At 63.5% G+C, this 22,375-nt stretch carries 26 protein-coding genes; 17 read left to right on the forward strand and 9 right to left on the reverse strand.

The genetic code is table 11. The features are described 5' to 3' along the window. Positions 1-101 precede the first annotated feature (101 nt). From C8N34_RS01120 to C8N34_RS01135, 4 genes are all read right to left on the reverse strand, one after another. A complete protein-coding gene (locus C8N34_RS01120; protein WP_054303399.1) occupies positions 102-707 on the reverse strand; it encodes a lytic transglycosylase domain-containing protein in 606 nt (201 codons plus the stop codon). Between the two features lie 93 nt (positions 708-800). Further along, entirely contained in the window at positions 801-1,337 is a 537-nt protein-coding gene (locus C8N34_RS01125) for a helix-turn-helix transcriptional regulator (RefSeq protein WP_108126989.1), read from the reverse strand. A 23-nt stretch (positions 1,338-1,360) separates the two neighbouring features. Further along, positions 1,361-1,888: a cytochrome b/b6 domain-containing protein gene (locus C8N34_RS01130; protein ID WP_054303397.1), complete on the reverse strand. Its 528-nt coding sequence runs from the start codon at positions 1,886-1,888 to the stop codon at positions 1,361-1,363. A 78-nt stretch (positions 1,889-1,966) separates the two neighbouring features. Further along, positions 1,967-2,212, reverse strand: a complete 246-nt coding sequence (locus tag C8N34_RS01135; RefSeq protein WP_054303396.1) for a PepSY domain-containing protein — start codon at positions 2,210-2,212, stop codon at positions 1,967-1,969. Between the two features lie 245 nt (positions 2,213-2,457). On the opposite strand from C8N34_RS01135, the gene ssb reads away from it, so the two are divergent. The 7 genes from ssb (at position 2,458) to C8N34_RS01170 (ending at position 7,823) form a co-directional block, all read left to right on the forward strand. After that, the gene (gene ssb / locus C8N34_RS01140; protein ID WP_054303395.1) at positions 2,458-3,024 is read left to right on the forward strand and encodes a single-stranded DNA-binding protein; all 567 of its coding nucleotides are present in this window, start codon (positions 2,458-2,460) and stop codon (positions 3,022-3,024) included. A 25-nt stretch (positions 3,025-3,049) separates the two neighbouring features. Then, entirely contained in the window at positions 3,050-3,991 is a 942-nt protein-coding gene (locus tag C8N34_RS01145) for an acyltransferase family protein (RefSeq protein WP_108126991.1), read from the forward strand. 63 nt (positions 3,992-4,054) lie between these two features. After that, a complete protein-coding gene (locus tag C8N34_RS01150) occupies positions 4,055-4,417 on the forward strand; it encodes an SUF system Fe-S cluster assembly protein (protein ID WP_054303393.1) in 363 nt (120 codons plus the stop codon). A gap of 70 nt (positions 4,418-4,487) precedes the next feature. Beyond that, entirely contained in the window at positions 4,488-4,847 is a 360-nt protein-coding gene (locus C8N34_RS01155; RefSeq protein ID WP_054303392.1) for a HesB/IscA family protein, read from the forward strand. A gap of 62 nt (positions 4,848-4,909) precedes the next feature. Next, on the forward strand, positions 4,910-5,653 hold the full coding sequence (gene tpiA / locus C8N34_RS01160) for a triose-phosphate isomerase (protein ID WP_108126993.1): 744 nt from the start codon (positions 4,910-4,912) through the stop codon (positions 5,651-5,653). A 78-nt stretch (positions 5,654-5,731) separates the two neighbouring features. After that, positions 5,732-6,628: a DMT family transporter gene (locus C8N34_RS01165; RefSeq protein ID WP_158640438.1), complete on the forward strand. Its 897-nt coding sequence runs from the start codon at positions 5,732-5,734 to the stop codon at positions 6,626-6,628. Between the two features lie 10 nt (positions 6,629-6,638). Then, on the forward strand, positions 6,639-7,823 hold the full coding sequence (locus C8N34_RS01170; protein WP_108126995.1) for a cytochrome P450: 1,185 nt from the start codon (positions 6,639-6,641) through the stop codon (positions 7,821-7,823). A gap of 61 nt (positions 7,824-7,884) precedes the next feature. Here the strand turns inward: C8N34_RS01170 and C8N34_RS01175 are convergent, their stop codons facing one another. Beyond that, complete coding sequence (locus C8N34_RS01175; protein ID WP_108126997.1) at positions 7,885-8,856, reverse strand: DUF808 domain-containing protein; 972 nt, start codon at positions 8,854-8,856, stop codon at positions 7,885-7,887. Between the two features lie 203 nt (positions 8,857-9,059). On the opposite strand from C8N34_RS01175, the gene gap (C8N34_RS01180) reads away from it, so the two are divergent. The 4 genes from gap (C8N34_RS01180) (at position 9,060) to C8N34_RS26140 (ending at position 11,718) form a co-directional block, all read left to right on the forward strand. After that, positions 9,060-10,064, forward strand: a complete 1,005-nt coding sequence (gap, locus tag C8N34_RS01180; protein ID WP_054303387.1) for a type I glyceraldehyde-3-phosphate dehydrogenase — start codon at positions 9,060-9,062, stop codon at positions 10,062-10,064. A gap of 10 nt (positions 10,065-10,074) precedes the next feature. Beyond that, a complete protein-coding gene (locus C8N34_RS26135) occupies positions 10,075-10,218 on the forward strand; it encodes a hypothetical protein (RefSeq protein WP_170120518.1) in 144 nt (47 codons plus the stop codon). A gap of 114 nt (positions 10,219-10,332) precedes the next feature. Then, the gene (gene gap, locus C8N34_RS01185) at positions 10,333-11,334 is read left to right on the forward strand and encodes a type I glyceraldehyde-3-phosphate dehydrogenase (RefSeq protein WP_108127418.1); all 1,002 of its coding nucleotides are present in this window, start codon (positions 10,333-10,335) and stop codon (positions 11,332-11,334) included. A gap of 216 nt (positions 11,335-11,550) precedes the next feature. Then, positions 11,551-11,718: a hypothetical protein gene (locus tag C8N34_RS26140; protein ID WP_170120519.1), complete on the forward strand. Its 168-nt coding sequence runs from the start codon at positions 11,551-11,553 to the stop codon at positions 11,716-11,718. A 14-nt stretch (positions 11,719-11,732) separates the two neighbouring features. On the opposite strand, the gene coaD is transcribed toward C8N34_RS26140, so the two are convergent. The 3 genes from coaD to C8N34_RS01200 form a co-directional block, all read right to left on the reverse strand. Further along, on the reverse strand, positions 11,733-12,224 hold the full coding sequence (gene coaD / locus C8N34_RS01190; RefSeq protein WP_054303385.1) for a pantetheine-phosphate adenylyltransferase: 492 nt from the start codon (positions 12,222-12,224) through the stop codon (positions 11,733-11,735). 85 nt (positions 12,225-12,309) lie between these two features. Beyond that, a complete protein-coding gene (locus C8N34_RS01195) occupies positions 12,310-12,744 on the reverse strand; it encodes a CBS domain-containing protein (protein ID WP_108126999.1) in 435 nt (144 codons plus the stop codon). Positions 12,745-12,794: 50 nt separating this feature from the next. Beyond that, complete coding sequence (locus tag C8N34_RS01200) at positions 12,795-13,679, reverse strand: LysR family transcriptional regulator (RefSeq protein ID WP_054303383.1); 885 nt, start codon at positions 13,677-13,679, stop codon at positions 12,795-12,797. Positions 13,680-13,779: 100 nt separating this feature from the next. Between C8N34_RS01200 and C8N34_RS01205 the strand changes: the two genes are divergently transcribed. The 6 genes from C8N34_RS01205 to C8N34_RS01230 all read left to right on the forward strand — a co-directional run bounded on the left by C8N34_RS01205 (position 13,780) and on the right by C8N34_RS01230 (position 19,322). Further along, positions 13,780-15,279, forward strand: a complete 1,500-nt coding sequence (locus C8N34_RS01205) for a CoA-acylating methylmalonate-semialdehyde dehydrogenase (protein ID WP_108127001.1) — start codon at positions 13,780-13,782, stop codon at positions 15,277-15,279. A gap of 184 nt (positions 15,280-15,463) precedes the next feature. Further along, the gene (locus C8N34_RS01210; protein ID WP_108127003.1) at positions 15,464-16,603 is read left to right on the forward strand and encodes an acyl-CoA dehydrogenase family protein; all 1,140 of its coding nucleotides are present in this window, start codon (positions 15,464-15,466) and stop codon (positions 16,601-16,603) included. Continuing rightward, entirely contained in the window at positions 16,600-17,637 is a 1,038-nt protein-coding gene (locus tag C8N34_RS01215; protein ID WP_054303380.1) for an enoyl-CoA hydratase/isomerase family protein, read from the forward strand. The genes C8N34_RS01210 and C8N34_RS01215 overlap by 4 nt, the downstream gene beginning before the upstream one ends. A gap of 4 nt (positions 17,638-17,641) precedes the next feature. Next, positions 17,642-18,514, forward strand: coding sequence for a 3-hydroxyisobutyrate dehydrogenase (gene mmsB / locus C8N34_RS01220; protein ID WP_108127005.1), 873 nt, complete (start codon positions 17,642-17,644; stop codon positions 18,512-18,514). Between the two features lie 107 nt (positions 18,515-18,621). After that, positions 18,622-18,828: a YgaP family membrane protein gene (locus C8N34_RS01225; protein ID WP_108127007.1), complete on the forward strand. Its 207-nt coding sequence runs from the start codon at positions 18,622-18,624 to the stop codon at positions 18,826-18,828. Positions 18,829-18,917: 89 nt separating this feature from the next. After that, positions 18,918-19,322, forward strand: a complete 405-nt coding sequence (locus C8N34_RS01230) for a hypothetical protein (protein WP_242013744.1) — start codon at positions 18,918-18,920, stop codon at positions 19,320-19,322. A 15-nt stretch (positions 19,323-19,337) separates the two neighbouring features. Here C8N34_RS01230 and uvrA read toward each other — a convergent pair whose 3' ends face one another. Beyond that, positions 19,338-22,190 (reverse strand): excinuclease ABC subunit UvrA, encoded by a 2,853-nt coding sequence (gene uvrA / locus C8N34_RS01235; RefSeq protein WP_108127009.1) that lies wholly within the window; start codon positions 22,188-22,190, stop codon positions 19,338-19,340. Positions 22,191-22,375 lie beyond the last annotated feature (185 nt).

A 22,375-nucleotide genomic window follows, 5' to 3' on the forward strand; every position in this document is an offset into this window, starting at 1 on the left:
GAACGAAGGGAGGGGGCTTTCTGCCCCCTCTTGCCTGCGGCAATTCACCCCCGAGAATATTTTTGCCAGGATAAAGGCGCAGGGTGCGGGACAGCGGCCGATCAGCTGCCGAGGATCACCTTCACATAGTTCTTGGTTTCGGCATAGGGCGGGATGCCCCCATGCTTTTCCACGGCCAGAGGACCGGCGTTATAGGCCGCGAGCGCATGACGCCAGTTGCCGAATTTGCCATACATCATCGCCAGATAGCGCGCGCCACCTTCCAGGTTCTGATGCGGGTCATTGATGTCGACGCGCAGCAGTCTTGCGGTATCGGGCATCAGTTGCGCAAGGCCGGTTGCCCCCTTGGGTGAGACGGCATTCGGGTTCCAGCCGCTTTCCTGCTGCACCAGCCGCAGGAACATGTCTTCCGGCACGCCATGCTTGCGCGCCATGGCCTTGGCAACCTCAAGATACTGGCCCTTGTAGCGCCCCGAATAGCGCGGCACCGCCGCGGCGGCCGCGTTCTCGATCTTCGGCTTGTTGGGCTTCAGACGGTCGGAACCTTCATATTGCTTGGCCAGACGGCCATCCAGCAGCGCCGTCTGCGACTTGAACAGCAAACCCCGGTTCTTGGTGGAGCCCGAAAGTTTCAGCCCGTCCGCATGAACCGGCCCGCAGAGCGAGACCCCCGCGACCAGGGCGAGCGAAACCACTTTCCGACGCATGAGCAAACCTTCGGCACCTAATTCCGTTGGGCAGGACTATACGAATTTTCGTCTCGTCTGCCAGAGGATTCGCCGCCCCCCGCCCCGGCCCGGTCAGCCCTGCGCCGGAGCGTTCGGCAGGTTCCCGCCGCCACCGACCAGCGGCGCGCGCAGAAGATCCTCGATCAGGAGCGAGGTCAATTGCCCGCGCCCCGTCACCCCGGCCTTGCGGTAGATGGCGTTCAGATGGGTCTTCACCGTCGCTTCGGCAGAGCCGCGGAAGCCCGCGATCTCAGCGATGGAATAGCCCTTGATGGTGAAGGCCGCGATGTCCTGCTCCGAGGGGGTCAGCTTCCAGTCGCGGAAATAGTTCTCCATGACCTCGTGCAGCGCCCCGGCCGCCACGCTCATCTGTCGTTCCAGCTGCGCCTGGCGGCGCAGAAGCCGAAGCAGGTAGCGCAATTCGAAAGCGACCCCCAGCACAAGGCCGATGGTCGCCCCCAGTTCCGGCATGGTGTGCAGGTCGCGGACGCTTGCCCAGCCCTCGGCCCCGATATCCTCGATCACATCGGCGATGAAGAACAACACGCAGACACTTTGAAACAGGATCAGCGCGGCGAGGCCGATCGGGCGCGCGGGAGTGAAAGGCATGGTCGGGCAGTTCCGTCTGTCGGTCAGTCGCGGGGAAGTCTCTTGTAACCCGTAACCATCGACACGGGAAGGTTGATCCGCAGGCGGCGGCTTTCCAGCGCAACGGCAGCGATATGGGCGACCACCGAAATCTCGGCCCAGGTCACCGCGACCTCGTGCAGTTCCTCAACCCATTCCCGCCCGAAGAACATGAGCGTGGTCTGCATATAGCCACTGATACCGACAATAATCAGCGTGATCAGCAGGTTATAGATCATCAGCGCACCCAGCGGCGAATGGCCGTGATGCGGACGGCGGCGCCATGCAGCCATTTCGGCGGCCTGATCGAAGGCGGCGGAAAGGCTGGGCGGGAAATCGCTGAACCGGGCGTGGCGGCTGCCAATCACCCCCCAGACGATCCGCGCGGCGACAAGGGCCAGCACGAAATACCCGATCCAGTGGTGCAGATCGTGTTCGGGATTGGTGAACAGGGCATTGGCCGCAAAGGCCAGCGCCAGTGACCAGTGAAAGAGACGCACGAAGCCGTCCCATATGTAGGTTTTTTCAGTCATGCTTCGCATCCTGCTTCATCACTGCACACCGTCGACAGCCGGTCCGCCCTCCCGGACGAACCGGCCGGGTGCGGCGGATTATTCGTCGTTCGACTTGACGATGTTCATGGCGTCATCAAGGTACAGTTCGAAAGTCTTGCCGTCTTTCACGGCGTAAACTTCGATCATGCCGTCTTCCATATCGACCTTGCGGACCTCGTAGCCCTGCGCGGTCATGGCGGCGGTGACCTTCTCGCGGGTCGCATCGTCAATCTTGTCGCCCGAAGCGAAGACCGGAGCGGCAACGGCGAGGAAAGCGGCGGCGAGGAGGGGAAGGGTTTTCATCTTGCGTCCTTTCGGGAGCGTTTCGGGTTGCGCCGTGCCGTTGTGGCAGGGCTGGGGCCGATTTGCCCGGTGATCTGCCGGGCCGCCATCCGCAGCGGGTCGCAGGAACCGGCCCTGCAACCCCGGTTGCAGGGGGTTTTCGCAGGCGTTGAAGCCCGCCCCCCGGCCCGTTATAGGAGAGACAACGGAATGTTTACCAAAGCGGGCCAGCCTTGGCCTCGCGGACGAGAATCGAGGGAGTGCGCATGGCGGGTTCGGTCAACAAGGTCATCATCGTGGGGAACCTCGGCCGCGACCCGGAGGTGCGCAGCTTCCAGAACGGCGGCAAGGTCGTGAACCTGCGCATCGCCACCTCTGAAACCTGGCGCGACCGCAACTCGGGCGAGCGCAAAGAGCGCACCGAATGGCATTCGGTCGCCATCTTCAGCGAGCCGCTGGCCAAAATCGCCGAGCAATATCTGCGCAAGGGCAGCAAGGTCTATATCGAAGGCCAGCTGGAAACCCGCAAATGGCAGGATCAGAGCGGCCAGGATCGCTACACGACCGAAATCGTGCTGCGTCCCTATCGGGGGGAGCTCACGTTGCTGGATGGGCGCGGCGAAGGCGGCGGCTCGGGCGGTGGCGGCTATGACGATCAGGGTGGCGGCTACGGCGGCGGCAATGATTACGAGGGCGGCCGGGGCGGTGGCAGCTATGGCGGCAGTTCGGGTGGTGGTTACGGCGGTGGCCGTTCAGGTGGCGGCGGTGGCCAGCAGGGTGGCTTCGGCGGCGGCGGTGGCCGCAACGATATGGATGACGAAATCCCGTTCTGAGCCCCGGACAAGCTGACCGACCGCCATGCAACGCCGCCGCACGCTTGACCTGTTGAAGCTGGCGCTGGCCGTCATGGTGGTCGGCATCCACGTCAATCCCTTTGGGATCGACAGCCGCGCCGTGGTGCTGATCACCGGTGACGGGCTGTTTCGGGTCGCCGTGCCCGCCTTCTTTGTGATCAATGGCTATTTCTTCCAGCCGCGCGTGGCTGCCGGCACCGTCGGCCCCTATCTGCGGCGGCTGGTCTGGCTGTATCTGGTTTGGATGGCGCTGTACCTGCCGGTCTGGCAAAGTGCCTTCTTCGCCTCGGACTGGCTGACCATCGGACGGGTCTGGGCGGTGGGCTGGTGGCATCTGTGGTATCTGATCGCCGCCGCGCTGGCTGCCGCGCTTGCGACTCTGGTCGCGCACTGGTCAACCCAACGCCTGCTGGCACTGGCCGGTCTGGCCTTTCTGGCCGGAGCGGCGGTGATGTGGGGCTTTGCCTGGCAGATCTGGCCTCCGACGCCCTATTGGGTGGGCAGCCCGGTCTGGTTGCACCGGAACGGGCTGTTCCTCGGTCTGCCCTTCTTCCTGCTCGGCCTGCTGATCCGCCGTCACGACCTGCCTGCCCGGCTGGACCGGAACCATGTCGGCATTGTCGCCCTGCTGGCCTGCGCCGCGCTGCCACTGGAATCGCTGGCGCTGGAGGCCATCGCCCCGCAGGGCGTCAGCCATGACAACCTGCTGGGGCTGGCCGTCGCCGCACCTGCGCTTGTGCTCTGGGCGCTGATGGGCCGCAGCAAGACCACCCGCGATTACGGCACCATGGCCAATGCGATCTACTTTTTACATGTGTTCTTCGTGGCCTGGACGATCCGCCTGACCGACCTGCCCTACCCTCTGGTTTTCCTCTGGGCGCTCGCCGGCTCTGCCCTGCTGGGCTGGGGGATGATCCGCAGCGGGCTGGCGCGGCGGTTGCTGTAACGCCGCTCTGGACCTTCGCCCGGCAATCCCTATATATTCGGTCAACTAAATCGCGAGAGACCCATGACCGAGGCTCAGGACCAGATCGAGGGCGCCCCCCTCATCAAACCCTCCACCACCGACCATCCGCTTTATGACAATGTGGTGGAGGCCTGCCGCACTGTGTTCGACCCGGAAATTCCGGTGAACATCTTCGACCTTGGCCTTGTCTATACGGTCGAGATCGGCAGCGCGAACGAGGTGGAGATCGTGATGACCCTCACCGCTCCCGGCTGCCCGGTCGCGGGTGAGATGCCGGGTTGGGTGCAGGACGCTGTGGAGGCCGTGCCGGGCGTGCAATCGGTGCGCGTGCTGATGACCTTCGATCCGCCCTGGGGCATGGAAATGATGTCCGATGAGGCGCGGCTGGAACTGGGGTTCATGTAACCCCCGTGCCACCCCTTGAGGTGGCAGGCGCAAAAACCTATGTTTGTGCCATAGCATAAGGACCAACCCGATGTTCGGCATCCCCGGCAAGCAAGCCGTCACACTGACCCCCGCTGCGACCAGGCAGATCCTCCGTCTGATGGAAAAACAGGCGGCGCAGGGTCTGCGCATCGGCGTCAAGAAGGGTGGCTGCGCCGGGATGGAATACACCATGGATTACGTCTCCGAGGTGAATCCGCTGGACGAGGTGATCGAACAGGACGGCGCGCGGGTGCTGATTGCCCCCATGGCGCAGATGTTCCTCTTCGGAACCGAGATTGATTATCAGGTTTCGGCGCTGGAAGCAGGCTTCCGCTTCAACAATCCGAATGTGGTGGAGGCCTGCGGTTGCGGCGAATCCATCAAGTTCCGCGACGCCCCCGCAAGCTGAACCCTTCCCAACGGCGGACAGGTTTGGCATAACCCCTTCCGAACTTTTGGAAAGGGATGGATATGCGCAGACTGGCCGCCGGAAACTGGAAGATGAACGGCACCGCCGCCGATCTGGCCGAAGTGGTGGCGCTGACCGCCGCGCATCCGGCCCCCGGTTGTGACATGCTGCTCTGCCCGCCCGCCACGCTGATCGACCGCATGGCCCGCGCCGCCCATGGCACTGCGCTGCGCATTGGCGGGCAGGATTGCCACGCCAGGGCCACTGGCGCCCATACCGGCGATGTTTCCGCACCGATGCTGGCCGAGGCCGGGGCGTCTTATGTCATCCTTGGCCATTCCGAACGTCGCGCCGATCATGGCGAAACCGATGCGCAGGTCCGCGCGAAGGCCGAAGCCGCCTGGACAAGCGGCCTGATCGCCGTGATTTGCGTCGGCGAGACCGAGGCGGAACGCGATGCCGGTCAGGCGCTGGCCGTGGTCGGGCGGCAGGTCGAAGGCTCGGTGCCCGATGGCGCCACGGCAGAAAACATCGTGATCGCCTATGAGCCGGTCTGGGCCATCGGCACGGGCCGCACCCCCACCCTGCATGAAATCGCCGAGGTCCACCGCTTCCTGCGCGCCGAACTGGTCAGCCGCTTCGGTGCGGCGGCCAAGGGTATCCGCCTGCTCTACGGTGGCTCTGTGAAACCCTCGAATGCGGCCGAAATCTTTGCCACGGCCGAGGTCAATGGCGCGCTGGTGGGCGGGGCGAGCCTCAAAGCCGCCGATTTCGGCGCCATCGTCGCGGCGCTGTCGGCAGCTTGACCCTCAGCGACATCGCCGGTCGCATATGGTCGCGCGGCTGCGCGCGGCCCGCGCCAGTCTGGCGTCATGCGCATCCCGATGACTCCGCTTCTGGCAAACCTTCTCTGCCTCGGCTCCATGCTGGTCTGGGCCATGGGCCTGCCCGCCGCCGAATATCTGATCGGGCCGATCCCTGCCCTTCCCCTGACTGCGATGCGCATGTCGATCGCGGCGGCGGTGCTGTTGCCGGTCTGGCTGCTGATCGAAGGCCCCGCCCGACTCCGTGCCGCACCATGGCGCCGGGGCCTTGTGCTGGGCGGGCTGAGCTTCGGGCTCAGCGGCGTGCTGCTGGTCATGGCACAGGCGGCAACCGATCCGGTGACAGTGGCGGTGATTTCTTCCGCCATGCCGGTCATCGGCATCGCCATCGAATGCACGGCTGACGGGCGGCGGCTGACCCTGCCGCTGACCCTTGGCCTTGCCCTCTCGGTCGCGGGCGGTATCGTCAGTCTTGGTGGCACCCTCGGCGCGGTGGATCTGGGCTTCGGCGCGTTTTGCGCCGCCGCCTCGATCCTCGCCTATACGCTCGGCTCGCGGTTCAGCGTCACCGCCCTGCCAGGGCTGAGCGCATGGGGCCGAACCACCGTCACCCTGGCGGGCGCGGGGCTTGCCACCGGCATTGGCGCCGGGATTTCCGCCCTGACAGGCGGGCCAGCGGTGCAATGGGCCGCCATTGGCCCGACCGAAGTCGCGGCACTCGCGGTATTTTCGATCTGCGGCATGGCTTTGTGCCAGATCCTGTGGATCGCCTCGGTCTCGCATCTTGGCATCGGCTTCGCGGCACTGCATATGAACGCGGCGCCCTTCTATGTGATGCTGTTTCTCAGCCTGCTGGGACAGCCATGGAACTGGGTTCAGGCCTTGGGCGCGGCCATCGTGGGCACAGGCGTGCTGATCGCACAGCACCGGCCCGCACTGGCCCGATCCCCCTCCTGACGGAACCAGAATGCAAAGCTTCAGCCAGTCGCCTACCGATCCCGATTTTGTGCAGAACCCCTACCCGTTCTATGAACGCGCCCGCGCCGCGGGGCCGTTCTTCCTGTGGCAGGATTACGGGCTGATCTCGACAGGCAATTACGCCGCCGCCAATGCGATCTACCGCGACCGTCGCTTCGGCCGTGAAATCCCGCCCGGGGCGCGACAGCCGATCCCCGACCGGCTCGCCCCGTTCTACGCGGTCGAGGCGCATTCCATGCTGGAACTGGAGCCGCCGCGCCACACCCGCCTGCGCAGTCTCGTGCTGCGCGCCTTCACCTCGCGCCGTATCGCCGCGCTGGCGCCGGAAATCACCGCGCTGTGCCACGATCTGATCGACGGGCTTCCGCAAGGTGAATTCGATCTGCTGGCGGAGTTCGGCCAGCGCCTGCCGGTCATCGTCATCGCCCGCCTGCTGGGCGTGCCCGAAGAAATGGCACCGGACCTGCTGCGCTGGTCCAATGCCATGGTCGGCATGTATCAGGCCGGACGCGACCGCGCGCGCGAGGATGCGGCGGTAGCCGCGACCCAGGATTTCGTCGCGTTCATGCGCCGCTATGTCGAAGACCGCCGCAAGACCCCGCGCGACGACCTGATCACCGCGCTGATCGCAGCCGAGGAAGCGGGCGAGAAACTGTCGACCGACGAGCTGATCACCACCTGCATCCTGCTGCTGAACGCCGGGCACGAGGCAACGGTGCACAGTATCGGCAATGGGGTGAAGCTGCTTCTTGAACACGAAACCCCGCGCAGCACCCTCTCCACAGAGGCCATCACGGGCACGGTGGAGGAAATCCTGCGCCTTGATCCGCCGCTGCACGCCTTCACCCGCTGGGCCTATAAAGAGGTCGAGGTCATGGGCACCTGCATCCCGAAAGGCGCCGAGGTGCAGATCCTGCTCGCTGCCGCCAACCGCGATCCGGCCGCCTTCGATACGCCCGCCCGTTTCGATCCTGCCCGCCCGGTGAAACCAAACCTCAGCTTTGGTGCGGGCATCCATTTCTGCGTCGGCGCCCCGCTGGCCCGGCTGGAATTGCAGATTGCGCTGCCGATCCTGTTCGACCGCCTGCCCGGCCTGCGCCTCGCCGCACCGCCGCGTTACGGCGATGTCTACCATTTCCACGGGCTCGAAGCCCTCCGCGTCACCCCGACCTGAGCCTCTTGCTTCTTGCAAAAATACTCAAAATCCCCGTCGCGGCACCCGCGCCGGGCCAGGGTTAATGCGCCGCCGGCTTGCGCCCGGTCAGCGCCGCCACCACCGGCCCGATAACCCGCGTCACCACCGGGACCAGCAGCAATCCATAAAGCAGCCCCAGCACCCCGTCGCAGAAAGCCGTTACCGCCCAAGCCACCAGCCCGGTCGCCATCGGCACGGCCCCGGCGGCGAGTTCGGCAAGATGATGGATGCTGGCATAGGGTTCGTGGAGGCCAAGCTCATGCAGCCCGTGAATCACGATATTGCCACCGACCCACAGCATCGCCAGCGTCCCGACCGAGGACAGCACCGCCAAAAGCTTCGGCATCCCCCGCACAAGCCCGCGCCCGAGGCCCCGGACCGCAGATCCGCGCGCGGTGCGGGCCAGGTGCAGGCCTACATCATCCATTTTCACGATCAGCGCGACAGCACCATAAACCGCCGCCGTGATCATCACCCCCACCACGGCGAGGGTGATGGCCTCCATCCACGGGCCGCTGTCGGGAATGGCGGCCAGCGAGATGGTCATGATCTCGGCGGACAGGATGAAATCGGTCTTGATGGCACCCGCGACCTTTTCTTCCTCCAGATGTGCCGGATCACGGGTATCGAAATCCTGCTCCACCGCCGCATCGGCATGGGGCGCGAACAGGTGCAGCACCTTCTCCGCCCCTTCGAAACACAAATAGCTGCCGCCCAGCATCAGAAGCGGGGTGATGAAGCCCGGTGCGAAATAATTCAGCGCCAGCAGCGCGGGCAACAGGATCAGCAGCTTGTTGCGCACCGAACCCAGCGCGATGCGTCCGATGATCGGCAATTCCCGATCCGCAGAGAAACCATGCACATAGGCAGGCGTCACCGCGGTATCGTCGATCACGACGCCAGCCGCCTTGGCCCCCGCCTTGGCCGCCGCGGCCGCCACATCATCGACCGAAGCCGCCGCGACCTTGGCAATGGCCGCCACATCATCCAGCAGTGCCAGCAAACCGCTCATTACATTCTCCACATCGCACGCCCCGTCAGACTAGCGAAGCTGCGGCGCGGCGAAAAGGTGCCAAAGGGCAATATTTGTTAGCGAAAACACCGGAAGTTTGCGCTAACATTTTGAAAATGTGTCGTTTTTCAGCTTCCCTGACTCCCCCGCATCAGTTTATAGCCTGCCGCAGTTGCGGGGCTGGAACCACGGAGACGCGAGACATGACCATCACCATCGGCATCAATGGCTTTGGCCGCATCGGGCGCTGCACCCTGGCGCATATCGCGGAATCTGCCCGCAACGATGTGCAGGTCGTGGCGATCAACGCCACCGGCCCAATCGAAACCAATGCCCACCTGCTGAAATATGACAGCGTGCATGGCCGCTTCCCCGGCAAGGTGTCGGTCGAGGGCGATACGCTGGATCTGGGCCGCGGCCCGATCCGGGTGATGTCGACCTACAACCCTGACGAGCTGGACTGGGAAGGCATCGACGTCGTGCTGGAATGCACCGGCAAGTTCAATGACCGCGACAAGGCCGCCGTCCACCTTGGTCGTGGCGCCAAGCGCGTACTGGTGTCGGCCCCCGCCAAGAATGCCGACAAGACCATCGTCTACGGCGTGAACCATCGTTCGCTGCTGTCGGAACACCTGGTCGTCTCCAACGGTTCCTGCACCACCAACTGCCTCGCGCCGCTGGCCAAGGTGCTGAACGATGCCATCGGGATCGAAAGCGGCATCATGACCACGATCCATTCCTACACCGGCGACCAGCCGACGCTGGACCGCCGCCACAAGGATCTGTATCGCGCCCGCGCCGCCGCCATGGCGATGATCCCTACCTCCACCGGCGCCGCCAAGGCCATCGGCGAGGTGCTGCCGGAACTGAAGGGCAAGCTGGACGGTTCTGCCATCCGTGTGCCGACGCCGAACGTCTCGGCGGTCGACCTGACCTTCGTTGCAGGCAAGGATGTGACCGTCGCCGATGTGAACGAGATCGTGCGCGAAGCCGCTGCCGGCCATATGGGTGCGGTTCTGGCCTATGATCCGGAGCCCAAGGTCTCGATCGACTTCAATCACACCAGCCATTCGTCTATCTTCGCCCCTGACCAGACCAAGGTCGTCGGCGGCCGGACCGTCCGCGTTCTGGCATGGTATGACAATGAATGGGGCTTCTCCTGCCGGATGGCCGATGTGGCCGGTGCGATGGGGCGGCTCCTCCAGTAACGGAGGGGTCGTGACCGACCGCATCGCTCTTGTTCTTGGCCTGCTGATTGTGGGTCTTGTCGGCCTCGACGTTTTCCTGAACGGCGGGGCCAGTCTTATTTTTCTGGCCCGCAAGTTGCTGAGCCTGATGGATTACCTGCGCTTCTGGAAGTGACGCGGCCCCTGGGTCGCGGAGTTTTCGGTTGATCTTTGAGCTGTTTTCGCCATGTTAGCGCTACCAGAGCTGGCCGATTCGTCGGCCGGGCCGTGCATGGACAAGGAGGCAGCCATGACCGTCAAAGTTGCTATCAACGGATTCGGACGTATCGGGCGCAACGTTCTGCGCGCTATCATCGAATCGGGCCGCACCGATATCGAGGTCGTGGCGATCAACGATCTGGGTCCGGTGGAAACCAACGCACACCTTCTGCGCTTCGATTCCGTCCATGGCCGCTTCCCGGTCGAGGTCACCACCGGAGACGACTGGATTGACGTCGGCCGTGGCCCGATGCGGGTGACAGCCCTGCGGAACCCGGCGGACCTGCCGTGGTCGGATGTCGATGTGGTGATGGAATGCACCGGCATCTTCACCAGCAAGGAAAAATGCCTCGCGCACCTGGAAAATGGCTCGAAACGCGTGCTGATCTCGGCCCCCGGCGAGGGTGCCGACAAAACCATCGTCTACGGGGTGAACCACGACACTCTGACGGCGGATGACCTGATCGTCTCAAACGCCTCCTGCACCACCAACTGCCTCAGCCCCGTCGCCAAGGTGCTGAACGATGCCATCGGCATCGAAAAAGGCATGATGACCACGATCCACAGCTATACCGGCGACCAGCCGACGCTGGATACGATGCACAAGGATCTGTATCGCGCCCGCGCCGCCGCCCTGTCGATGATCCCCACCTCCACTGGCGCGGCCAAGGCGGTGGGTCTGGTGCTGCCCGATCTGAAGGGAAAGCTCGACGGATTCGCAATCCGGGTGCCGACGCCCAATGTCTCGGTCGTGGATCTGAAATTCCTCGCGAAGCGCGACACGACGGTGGAAGAGGTGAATGCCGCGATCAAGGCGGCTGCCGATGGCCCGCTGAAGGGCATTCTGGGCTACACGCTGTTCAAGAATGTCTCGTCCGACTTCAACCATGACCCGCATTCCAGCATCTTCCACATGGACCAGACCAAGGTGATGGACGGCCGCTTCGTGTCAATCCTCAGCTGGTATGACAATGAATGGGGTTTCTCGAACCGCATGGCGGACACCGCCGTGGCCATGGGCAAGCTGATCTGAGCCCCGCCAGGGATTTTTCTGAAAATCCTTGCAAATTTCCTGCAAGAGATCTGGGGCGCTTTCGGGCGCCCTTTGTCTTTTCCTCCAGCCATGCGGATGCTGCATTGCGGCATTGCCCGGGCTCACCTTGTTAGCGCTACCTTTCGAGCGCATCTAGGCAGTGTGACAGGCATCCGGCCTGACACGTTGACGCCACGAGATGTGGAAGGAAAAGATATGACGAACCTCATCGCCCGCCTGAAATCTGCCGCGGAAAAACGCGCGCGCTATATCGAAACCCGCAACGAGATCGCGCGGCTGCCGCAGGATGTGGCACTGGATCTGGGGCTGTTTCCCGGCGACGCGCATCGCATCGCGCATCAGGCTGTTTACGGCCGGGGCTGAAAAGCCCCTGCCCCTCAGCCGTATTTGCGGCGCAAGGCCGCCTGAACATCGGGCGTGACGAATTTAGACACGTCCCCGCCAAGCCGGGCGATTTCCTTCACCAGCTTTGAGGCAATGGCCTGACGCCGGGCATCGGCCATCAGGAAAACCGTCTCGATGCTGTTATCCAGCGCCCGGTTCATCCCGACCATCTGAAATTCGTATTCGAAATCGGCAACGGCACGCAGGCCGCGCACGATGACCTGCGCGCCGACATCGCGGGCGCAGTCGATCAGCAGATTCTCGAACGGATGCACCACGATCTCGCCGCCACAGGCTTTGGCGATTCCGGCGCATTCCGCCTCGACCATGGCGACCCGTTCCTCAAGCGAGAACAGCGGCCCCTTGTCACGGTTGATGGCCACGCCGATGACCAGCCGGTCCACCAGTTGCATGGCGCGCTGGATGATATCGACATGGCCGAGCGTGATCGGGTCGAACGTGCCGGGATACAGGCCGATGCGCATGGGCTCCCCCCTCATTTGCTGGCGCCACGCAACAATATTGCGCGGCGCTTTGCAAGTGCGAATTTGCCGCGATGCGGCAAGAGGCTCAGAAGCCCTTGATCATCCCTTCCAGCGCGTCCTTCTCGGCGGCCAGTTCCATCAGCCGCGATTGCACCACGTCACCGATGGAGATGAGGCCGATCATTTCGTCCCCTTCCATCACCGGCATGTGGCGGAAGCGGCCCGCACTCATCTTCTGCAACACGTCATGAGTCGTTTCATCCCGCGAACAGGTGACGAGCTTCGTGGTCATCAGCCCATCCACCGCCTCGGCCAGACAGGTCGGCCCGCGCTTGCCCAGTTCGCGCACGATATCGCGTTCCGAAACGATGCCAGCCGGGTGCTTGCCGTCGGAAGACACGATCACCGCCCCGATGCGACGCATCGAAAGAACATGCGCAACCTCGGCGACGCTGGTGCCGGGGGCGACGGTGACAACCCCATCATCCGACTTGGTCTTGAGAATCTGCGCGACATGCATGGCAACCTCCTTGGCTCATGTACAAAGCCTTGCGCCTGCGCAATTTTATGTCAAGAGACAGCTTCCAGGCGTAATACTTCTTTACGAATGCCGTCTCCAAGGAGATCGGCAAAGCGGTTGAGTCGCTCTACACGCTGATCGTCGGCGTGACGGATCAGCCAGAACGCTCGGGTCAAACGCATATCCGGCAGGATGCGTTCCAGTTCCGGCGCCGCGGGGCGGGCAAAGTCATGCACCACACCGATTCCGGCGCCGTGCCGCAGCCAGTTGAGTTGCACCGAAACCGAATTGGACGCCAGCGGCACCGCATCGAGACCAAGCTGGCTGAGGTAATCCAGTTCCTTGTCGAAGATCATGTCGGGGATATAGCCAACGATCCTGTGGCCGTGTAGCGAATCGGGGCCGGTGATCGGTGGATGCTTCGCAAGGTAATCGCGCGAGGCGGCAAGGCTCAGGCGATAATCGGTCAGCTTCTGCACCGTCAGTCGCCCGGTTTCAGGCCGCGACACCGCGATAGCCATGTCTGCCTCACGTTTCGACAGGTTGAAGACGCGCGGCAGGGCGACGATCTGCACCTCCAGCCCCGGATTGGCGTCGCAGATCGCGGCCAGAACCTGCGGCAGCAGATAATTGGCGCAGCCATCCGGCGCGCCGATCCGGATCTGTCCGGTCAGACCTTGCGTCCCGCGCAACTCCTCGGTCACGCCGGTCACCGCCTGTTCGGCGCGTTCGGCATGGGCGAGGATGCGCGCGCCCTCATCCGTCAGGGCATAGCCTTGCGGGCTTTTCACGAACAGCCGCGCACCAAGCGCCTCTTCCAGCCGCGCCACACGGCGGCCGACCGTCGCCGGGTCCAGCCGCAACGCCCGCCCGGCGCCCGACAGGCTTTCACTGCGCGCCACCGCCAGAAACAGTTTCAGATCGTCCCAGTCCATCGCCCGCCTTTGCAGAATTGCAAAACTGATTTGGAAACTTGCCGCTTTTGCCGTGAAATTTGCAAGCCTATTGTAGCGCCAGCAGATCGGGAGGATTCCAATGCAAGAGATCGGACACTGGATCAACGGCAAGATGGTGGCGGGCAAGTCGGGCCGCTTTGCCGATGTCTTCAACCCCGCCACCGGCGAATTGCAGGCGCGCGTCGCGCTGGCCAGCGCCGATGAGCTGGCCCATGCCATCGCCGAGGCAGAAAAGGTGCAGCCCGCATGGGCCGCCACCAACCCGCAGCGCCGCGCGCGGGTGATGATGAAATTCGGCGACCTCATCAATCAGCACATGGATGAACTGGCTGAGCTGGTCGCCCGCGAACATGGCAAGACTATCCCCGACGCCAAGGGCGATGTGCAGCGCGGGCTTGAAGTGATCGAGGTCTGCATGGGCACCCCCGCCCTGCTGAAAGGCGAATATACCGACAGCGCCGGTCCGGGCATCGACCTTTATTCGATGCGGCAGCCGCTGGGCGTGGTGGCCGCCATCACCCCCTTCAACTTCCCCGCCATGATCCCGCTGTGGAAGATGGGCCCCGCCCTGTCCTGCGGCAATGCGGTGATCCTGAAGCCGTCGGAGCGCGTGCCCTCCACCTCGCTGCGCCTGGCAGAACTGGCGAAAGAGGCTGGTATCCCTGACGGCGTGCTTCAGGTGGTGAACGGTGACAAGGAAGCCGTGGACGGGCTGATCGACAACCCGACGGTGCAGGCCATCGGCTTTGTCGGATCGACCCCGATCGCGCAATATATCTATGGCCGCGCCGCCACCAACGGCAAGCGCGCCCAGTGCTTCGGCGGCGCCAAGAACCATATGCTCATCATGCCCGACGCCGATCTGGACAAGGCGGCGGATGCGCTGGTCGGCGCGGGCTTCGGCGCGGCGGGCGAACGCTGCATGGCGATCTCGGTCGCAGTGCCGGTGGGTGATGAAACCGCCGACCGGCTGATCGAAAAGCTGGTGCCGCGCATCGAAAAGCTGAAAGTCGGCCCCTATACCGCCGGCAATGACGTGGATTTCGGGCCGGTCATCACGAAACAGGCGCAAGAGCGCATCCTTGGCCTGATCGGTTCAGGCGTGGATCAGGGCGCGAAGATCGTGGTCGATGGTCGTGGCCTGAAAATCCAGGGCTACGAGAACGGCTTCTACGTCGGACCGACCCTGTTCGATAACGTGACCCGCGACATGGACATCTACAAGCAGGAGATCTTCGGCCCGGTCCTGTCCACCGTGCGCGCCAAGACCTATGAGGATGCTCTGCAACTGGTGATCGACAACGATTACGGCAATGGCACCGCGATCTTTACCGCCGATGGCGACACCGCGCGCGATTTTGCGAGCCGGGTGAATGTCGGCATGGTCGGCATCAACTTCCCGATCCCGGTGCCGCTGTCCTACTACACCTTCGGCGGCTGGAAGAAATCCGCCTTCGGCGACCTGAACCAGTATGGCCCGGATGCCTTCCGCTTCTACACCAAGACCAAGACGGTGACGGCGCGCTGGTTCTCGGGGATCAAGGAAGGCGCGGCGCTGAACTTCAAGGCGCTGGACTGAGTTCGACGTTGCGAGGGGGGCTGTCTGCCCCCCTCTGCGCCTGACGGCGCATTCACCCCCCGAGGATATTTTCGGACAGAAAATGGGGGCGGGTCGCGTGAGGCCCGGCAAGATCGACCCTTGCAAAACTCTCGCAACAATCCAGAAATAAACATGTGTTCAATTCCAGCGGAGGAGGCTCGGGATGGATTTTGCATTGTCCGAGGAACAACAGGCCATTTTCGAAATGGCACAGGCGTTCGGGCAGGAACAGATTGCCCCCTTCGCGCGGGAATGGGAGGCGGCGGGCACCATCCCGCGTGACTTGTGGGCCAAGGTGGCCGAACTGGGTCTGGGCGGGCTTTACGTCAGCGAGGAGTTTGGCGGCACCGGCCTGGGCCGTCTGGATGCGACGCTGGTGTTCGAGGCGCTGGCCATGGCCTGCCCGGCGGTTTCGGCCTTCCTGTCGATCCACAACATGTGCGGCGGCATGATCGACAAATTCGGCAGTGCCGAGATGAAGGCCCGCTACCTGCCCGGCCTGTGCAGCATGGAAAAGGTGTTTTCCTACTGTCTGACCGAGCCCGGCTCAGGGTCCGATGCCGCAGCGCTGCGCACAAAGGCGGTGCGTGACGATCAGGGATGGCGTCTGACCGGCACAAAGGCCTTCATCTCGGGCGGCGGCTATTCCGATGCCTATATCGTGATGGCGCGCAGTGGCGCCGAGGGGCCAAAGGGGATTTCGGCGCTGGTGATCGAAGATGGCGCGGCGGGGCTGAGCTTTGGCGGGCTGGAAGACAAGATGGGCTGGCGCGCGCAACCAACCCGTCAGGTGCAGATGGATGATTGCGCGGTGCCTGCCGCGAACCTGCTGGGCGAGGAAGGCAAAGGCTTTGCCTATGCCATGGCCGGGCTGGATGGCGGGCGGCTGAACATCGCTGCTTCCGCCTTGGGTGGCGCGCAGGCGGCCTTTGACGCGACGCTGGCCTATATGGCAGAGCGGCGGGCCTTCGGAAAGACGCTCGATCAGTTCCAGGCGCTGCAATTCCGTCTGGCGGAACTGGAAGTGAAGCTGCAATCGGCGCGCATCTTCCTTCGACAGGCGGCATGGAAGCTGGATACCGGCGCGCCGGATGCCACAAAGTTCTGCGCCATGGCCAAGCTTTATGTCACCGATGCGGCTTTCGATGTGGCGAACCAGTGCCTGCAACTGCATGGCGGCTATGGCTACCTCGCCGATTACGGGGTGGAAAAGATCGTGCGCGACCTGCGGGTGCATCAGATTCTGGAAGGCACCAACGAGATCATGCGTCTGATCATCTCGCGCGCGCTGGTTTCGGCATGAGCGATATTTTCCTCCGCAAGGTCGGGCGTGCGGGCCGCGTGACCCTGACACGCCAGAAGGCGCTGAACGCGCTGAGCTACGAGATGTGCAAGGCGCTGGATGCGGCGCTGGTGGCCTGGGCCGATGACCCGGAAGTCGCTTTGGTCGTGATCGACGCCGAAGGCGACCGTGCCTTCTGTGCCGGGGGGGATATTGCCGAGCTTTATGCCGAAGGCACGGCGGGTAATGTCGCATATGGGCAAGAGTTCTGGCGTGACGAATACCGGATGAACGCCCGGATCGGCGCCTATCCCAAGCCGGTGGTCACGCTGGTGCAGGGCTTCTGCATGGGCGGCGGTGTGGGTGTAGCCTGCCACGCCAGCCACCGCATCGCCGGCGAAAGCGCACAGATCGCCATGCCGGAATGCGCCATCGGGTTGGTGCCGGATGTCGGTGGCTCGGCGCTGTTGCGGCACGGGCCGGGGCGGCTCGGTTGCTATCTGGGGGCCACCGGGACACGCATGGGACCGGCGGATGCGATCTATGCCGGTTTTGCCGATCATTTCGTGCCCGAAGCGGACTGGCCCGCGCTCATCGCGGCGCTGGAACGCTCCGGCGAGATTGCCGTGCTGCCACCCTTCCTGAAAGCGCCCGAGCCGGGCACCCTGCCCGGCCAGCAAGCCGACATCGACCGGCATTTTGCCAGCGCCGATCTGGCGGTGATCGAGGCGAGCCTTGCTGCCAAGGATTGCGCCTTTGCCCGCGACACGCTGAAGGCGCTGCACCGGGGGGCGCCGCTCGCCGTGGCGACGACGCTTGCGATGCAACATCGCCTGCCCGCCGATGTGGCCCTGCCTGTGGCGCTGGAGATGGAATATCGTGTCACCCATCGCGCGCAGGAAATGACCGACTTTCTGGAAGGCATTCGCGCCATGGTGATCGACAAGGATCGCAAGCCGCGCTGGCGCCATGGCTCGGGCGCCGAGGTGACGGCGGCCGAGGTCGATGCCCTGCTGGCGCCGCTGGGCGCCGAAACCCTGACCTTTACGGAGTAACAGAATGAAGATCGGATTCATCGGCCTTGGCAACATGGGTGGCCCGATGGCGGCCAATCTGGTGAAGGCGGGCCATGCGGTCACGGGCTTCGACCTGACCGCCCCGATGCCGGAGGGCGTGACCAGGGCCGCAACGGCGGCCGAGGCGGCGACAGACGCCGAAGTCGTCATCACCATGCTGCCGAATGGCGCCATCCTGCGCAGCGTGGCGGCGGAGGTGATCCCTGCGATGACGGCAGGGGCGGTGTTGTGCGATTGCTCCACCGTGGATGTCGACAGCGCGCGCGCCGTGGCGGATCAGGCGCAGGCGGCAGGGCTGGGCGCTCTGGATGCGCCGGTATCGGGCGGGGTTGGCGGCGCCACCAATGGCACGCTGACCTTCATGGCGGGCGGCGCGGATGCGGCTTTTGCCACGGTGAAGCCGCTCTTTGACATCATGGGGCAGAAGGCGGTGCATTGTGGCGCCTCAGGCGCCGGACAGGCCGCGAAGATCTGCAACAACATGATCCTCGGCGTGACCATGATCGCCACTTGCGAGGCCTTTGCACTGGCTGACAAACTGGGCCTCGACCGGCAGAAGATGTTCGACGTGGTTTCCACCTCGTCAGGCTATAGCTGGACCATGAACGCCTATTGCCCGGCGCCGGGTGTTGGCCCCGCCTCGCCTGCCGACAATGGCTACAAGCCTGGTTTTGCGGCGGAACTGATGCTGAAAGACCTGAACCTCAGCCAGCAGGCAGCGGTTTCAGCTGATGCCGATACCCCTATGGGTCAGCTTGCAGCCGAGCTTTACCGCCGCTTTGTCGAAGACGAGGCCGGGCGCGGGATGGATTTCTCGGCCATGCTGCCGCGTTTTGAAAGGCGGGGTCGCGCCTGAGGCGATTGCGCGGCGCCCGCGTCAAGGCGCCGCGTGACTTTTGCCCCGTTTCATTCCATATTATGAATATGGAAATGTTCCCGCTACGGAACGAAACGGAGGTTCCCATGCCCACCAATGTCGGCGGTATCGACCGCATCCTGCGCATCGTCATCGGGGCGGCGCTGCTGGTCTGGTTCTTCGTGGATCAGGGCAGCGGTTTCTGGCACTGGGCCAAGCTTATCGGCATCGTGCCGCTGCTGACCGGGCTTCTGTCGACCTGCCCGCTGTATTCGGTCCTTGGGGTAAATACCTGCCCGCTGAAACGCGGCTGAACCGGCAAAGAGCCGCCAAGCGGAAAAATGCTTGTGGAACCCTGAATGCAGGTCGGGAATTTCCTCCCCGACAGCGAGAGGAGGTTCCGATGCTGATGAAACAGATTTCCGTCGCGCTGGTCGCCGCAATTGCGATGGCTGGCCCTGCCCTTGCCGATGGCAAGGCCCATGGCAAGAAACACCACAAAGAGCGGCATGGTGTAATCTACACACAGTCGCATTGCCCGCCGGGCCTCGCGAAGAAATCGCCCGCCTGCGTGCCGCCCGGTCTGGCGAAGGACCGGGTGCATCGTGAGGTGGTGCGCGACGAACGGGTGGTTATCTATCGTCAGGGTGATGTGATCCGCCGCGACTACATCCTGATCGAAGATCCGCTGCGGTATGGGCTTATGGACGGCACCTATTATCGGGCCGGTGATTATGTCTACCGCGTCGACCGCAACACCCATGAAGTTCTGGCGCTGATGGGCGCGGTCAATGCAATCCTGAACTGACCGATGGGCGGCGGATCACTCCGCCGCCACCTTTTTCGGCATCAACATCGGGCCGAGGTAACGGCCTGTATGGCTTTCGGCAACCTGCGCCACCTGCTCCGGGGTGCCGGTCGCCACGATCCGCCCACCGCCATCACCGCCTTCCGGGCCGATGTCGATGAGCCAGTCGGCAGTCTTGATGACGTCGAGGTTATGTTCGATCACCACCACTGTATTGCCCTGCTCCACCAGTTCGTGCAGCACCTCCAGCAGCTTGCGCACATCCTCGAAATGAAGACCCGTCGTGGGTTCGTCGAGGATGTAGAGCGTGCGGCCCGTCGCCCGGCGGCTCAGTTCTTTTGACAGCTTAACCCGCTGGGCCTCGCCGCCGGACAGCGTCGTGGCCTGCTGCCCGACCTTGATATAGCCAAGGCCCACCTGACACAGCGCCTCCATCTTGTCCCGGATGGCCGGAACGGCGCTGAAGAATTCGCGCGCATCCTCACATGTCATATCAAGAACATCGGCGATGCTCTTGCCTTTGAAGCGAATTTCCAAGGTCTCACGGTTATAGCGGTGACCCTTGCAGGTCTCGCAGGTGACATAGACATCGGGGAGGAAGTGCATCTCGATCTTGATGACGCCATCGCCCTGACAAGCCTCGCAGCGCCCGCCCTTCACGTTGAAGCTGAACCGTCCCGGCTGATAACCGCGCGCCTTGGATTCCGGCAGACCGGCGAACCAGTCGCGGATCGGAGTGAAGGCGCCCGTATAGGTAGCGGGATTGGATCGTGGTGTCCGGCCAATGGGCCGCTGGTCAATGTCGATCACCTTGTCCAGATGTTCGAACCCCTTGATCGTCTCGCAGGGCGCGGGCGTCTCATGCGCGCCGTTCAGCCGGGTCGCGGCGGTCTTGAACAGGGTTTCAATGGTCAGGGTCGATTTGCCGCCCCCCGACACGCCGGTCACACAGACGAATTTCCCCAGCGGGAAATCCACCGTCACATCCTTCAGGTTATTGCCCGAAGCCTTTACAACGGTGAGCTTTTTTCCGTTCCCGTCGCGCCGGTCCTTCGGCACCGCGATCTCGCGTTTGCCGGCCAGATATTGCCCGGTCAGGCTGGCGGGATCGGCGGCGATGGCCTGGGGCGTGCCATGCGCCACCACGCGGCCGCCATGCACCCCGGCGCCGGGTCCGATGTCGAAGACGTAATCCGCCTCGCGGATCGCATCCTCGTCATGCTCGACCACCAGCACGGTATTGCCCTGATCGCGCAGCCCCTTCAGCGTGCCCAGAAGCCGGTCGTTATCGCGCTGGTGCAGCCCGATGGAGGGTTCGTCCAGCACATAAAGCACGCCGGTCAGACCCGAGCCGATCTGGCTCGCCAGCCGGATACGCTGGCTTTCACCGCCCGACAACGTGCCCGCATTGCGCGAAAGCGTCAGGTAATCCAAACCGACATTCACAAGGAAACCAAGGCGTTCCCGGATTTCCTTCAGAATGGCGCGGGCGATTTCGTTCTTCTGGTTGGTCAGGTGCTCCGGCACCGTGCCGATCCAGGCATGCGCCTCGCGGATCGACATTTGCACAACCTCGCCGACATGCAGACCGCCGATCTTCACCGCCAGCGCCTCGGGTTTCAGCCGGTAACCGTGGCAGGTGCCGCAGGGGCGGTTGTTCTGGTAGCGCTCCATCTCCTCGCGCGACCAGGAACTGTCGGTCTCGCGGTAGCGGCGTTCCATATTGGGGATGACGCCCTCGAAGGTGCGCGTCACCTGATAGATGCGGCCACCCTCGTCATAGCGGAACTCGATCTCCTCGCCGCCCGAGCCGTAAAGGAACACCTGCCGGACCTTCTCGGGCAGGTCTTTCCACTTCTTCTTGCGGTCGAAGTTGTAGTGCTTCGCCAGCGATTCAATGGTTTGCAGGAAATACGGGCTTTTCGATTTCGACCACGGCGCAATCGCCCCCTGCGCCAGCGTCAGGTTCTGGTCAGGCACGACCAGCCGTTCGTCGAAGAACAGCTCCACCCCCAGCCCGTCACAGGCCGGGCAGGCCCCGAAGGGCGCGTTGAAGGAAAACAGCCGCGGCTCGATCTCGGGGATGGTGAAGCCCGAAACCGGACAGGCGAAGTTTTCCGAGAATGTCTTGCGTTCCGGCGTGTCTGTCGCGGTTTCCAGCACGGCGATGCCATCCGCCAGATCCAGTGCGGTGCGGAAACTGTCAGCCAGCCGCGTCGCCAGATCGGGGCGCACCACGATGCGATCCACCACCACGTCGATGTCATGGCGGAACTTCTTGTCCAGCGTCGGCGGCTCATCCAGCTCATAGAACTGCCCGTCCACCTTCACCCGCTGAAAGCCCTGCTTGCGAAGCTCCAGAAACTCCTTGCGGTATTCGCCCTTGCGGTCGCGCACAATCGGGGCCAGCAGATAAGCGCGCGTGCCCTCTTCCATCGCCAGCACGGCATCCACCATGTCCTGCACCTGCATCGCCTCGATCGGCAAGCCGGTGGCGGGGCTGTAGGGGGTGCCGACGCGAGCAAACAGCAGGCGCAGGTAATCATAGATCTCGGTCACCGTGCCGACGGTCGAGCGCGGGTTTTTGGAGGTGGTCTTCTGTTCAATGGAAATCGCCGGCGACAGACCCGAGATATGGTCCACATCCGGCTTGCCCATCATGTCGAGGAACTGCCGCGCATAGGCCGACAGGCTTTCGACATAGCGGCGCTGGCCTTCGGCATAGATCGTATCGAAGGCGAGACTGGACTTGCCGGACCCCGACAGGCCAGTGATGACGACAAGCTGGTCGCGCGGGATATCCAGATCCACGCCCTTCAGATTGTGCTCGCGCGCGCCGCGCACCTCGATGAACTTCTGTTCCGCCATGACCGACCTCACTGAGACGGCCAAGATTTAAGGCATCACCGGGGAATCGCCAACCGGAAAACGTGAACAATTGGTGAACTTTTGTGATTTTCCGCAAAAGTCACGATTTTGTGGGCAGAGGATGATTTGATCCTCTTGCAAAGCAATCACATTCATTTATTTGAATACAAATTCCTCAAGCCGGA

This window comes from Gemmobacter caeni, from assembly GCF_003054195.1.
Lineage (GTDB): Bacteria > Pseudomonadota > Alphaproteobacteria > Rhodobacterales > Rhodobacteraceae > Gemmobacter > Gemmobacter caeni.

What these genes read in the sequence shown, in the direction of transcription:
- C8N34_RS01225 (WP_108127007.1), top strand. Translation starts at nt 18,622, where the DNA reads ATGCCCACCAATGTCGGCGGTATCGACCGCATCCTGCGCATCGTCATC.
- C8N34_RS01195 (WP_108126999.1), bottom strand. Translation starts at nt 12,744, where the DNA reads ATGCATGTCGCGCAGATTCTCAAGACCAAGTCGGATGATGGGGTTGTC.
- C8N34_RS01205 (WP_108127001.1), top strand. Translation starts at nt 13,780, where the DNA reads ATGCAAGAGATCGGACACTGGATCAACGGCAAGATGGTGGCGGGCAAG.
- C8N34_RS01145 (WP_108126991.1), top strand. Translation starts at nt 3,050, where the DNA reads ATGCAACGCCGCCGCACGCTTGACCTGTTGAAGCTGGCGCTGGCCGTC.
- C8N34_RS01200 (WP_054303383.1), bottom strand. Translation starts at nt 13,679, where the DNA reads ATGGACTGGGACGATCTGAAACTGTTTCTGGCGGTGGCGCGCAGTGAA.
- C8N34_RS01230 (WP_242013744.1), top strand. Translation starts at nt 18,918, where the DNA reads ATGCTGATGAAACAGATTTCCGTCGCGCTGGTCGCCGCAATTGCGATG.
- uvrA (WP_108127009.1), bottom strand. Translation starts at nt 22,190, where the DNA reads ATGGCGGAACAGAAGTTCATCGAGGTGCGCGGCGCGCGCGAGCACAAT.
- C8N34_RS01175 (WP_108126997.1), bottom strand. Translation starts at nt 8,856, where the DNA reads ATGAGCGGTTTGCTGGCACTGCTGGATGATGTGGCGGCCATTGCCAAG.
- C8N34_RS01130 (WP_054303397.1), bottom strand. Translation starts at nt 1,888, where the DNA reads ATGACTGAAAAAACCTACATATGGGACGGCTTCGTGCGTCTCTTTCAC.
- C8N34_RS01165 (WP_158640438.1), top strand. Translation starts at nt 5,732, where the DNA reads ATGACTCCGCTTCTGGCAAACCTTCTCTGCCTCGGCTCCATGCTGGTC.
- C8N34_RS01120 (WP_054303399.1), bottom strand. Translation starts at nt 707, where the DNA reads ATGCGTCGGAAAGTGGTTTCGCTCGCCCTGGTCGCGGGGGTCTCGCTC.
- C8N34_RS01125 (WP_108126989.1), bottom strand. Translation starts at nt 1,337, where the DNA reads ATGCCTTTCACTCCCGCGCGCCCGATCGGCCTCGCCGCGCTGATCCTG.
- gap (WP_108127418.1), top strand. Translation starts at nt 10,333, where the DNA reads ATGACCGTCAAAGTTGCTATCAACGGATTCGGACGTATCGGGCGCAAC.
- C8N34_RS01150 (WP_054303393.1), top strand. Translation starts at nt 4,055, where the DNA reads ATGACCGAGGCTCAGGACCAGATCGAGGGCGCCCCCCTCATCAAACCC.
- C8N34_RS01210 (WP_108127003.1), top strand. Translation starts at nt 15,464, where the DNA reads ATGGATTTTGCATTGTCCGAGGAACAACAGGCCATTTTCGAAATGGCA.
- tpiA (WP_108126993.1), top strand. Translation starts at nt 4,910, where the DNA reads ATGCGCAGACTGGCCGCCGGAAACTGGAAGATGAACGGCACCGCCGCC.
- mmsB (WP_108127005.1), top strand. Translation starts at nt 17,642, where the DNA reads ATGAAGATCGGATTCATCGGCCTTGGCAACATGGGTGGCCCGATGGCG.
- C8N34_RS01215 (WP_054303380.1), top strand. Translation starts at nt 16,600, where the DNA reads ATGAGCGATATTTTCCTCCGCAAGGTCGGGCGTGCGGGCCGCGTGACC.
- C8N34_RS01155 (WP_054303392.1), top strand. Translation starts at nt 4,488, where the DNA reads ATGTTCGGCATCCCCGGCAAGCAAGCCGTCACACTGACCCCCGCTGCG.
- ssb (WP_054303395.1), top strand. Translation starts at nt 2,458, where the DNA reads ATGGCGGGTTCGGTCAACAAGGTCATCATCGTGGGGAACCTCGGCCGC.
- gap (WP_054303387.1), top strand. Translation starts at nt 9,060, where the DNA reads ATGACCATCACCATCGGCATCAATGGCTTTGGCCGCATCGGGCGCTGC.
- C8N34_RS01170 (WP_108126995.1), top strand. Translation starts at nt 6,639, where the DNA reads ATGCAAAGCTTCAGCCAGTCGCCTACCGATCCCGATTTTGTGCAGAAC.
- C8N34_RS01135 (WP_054303396.1), bottom strand. Translation starts at nt 2,212, where the DNA reads ATGAAAACCCTTCCCCTCCTCGCCGCCGCTTTCCTCGCCGTTGCCGCT.
- C8N34_RS26140 (WP_170120519.1), top strand. Translation starts at nt 11,551, where the DNA reads ATGACGAACCTCATCGCCCGCCTGAAATCTGCCGCGGAAAAACGCGCG.
- coaD (WP_054303385.1), bottom strand. Translation starts at nt 12,224, where the DNA reads ATGCGCATCGGCCTGTATCCCGGCACGTTCGACCCGATCACGCTCGGC.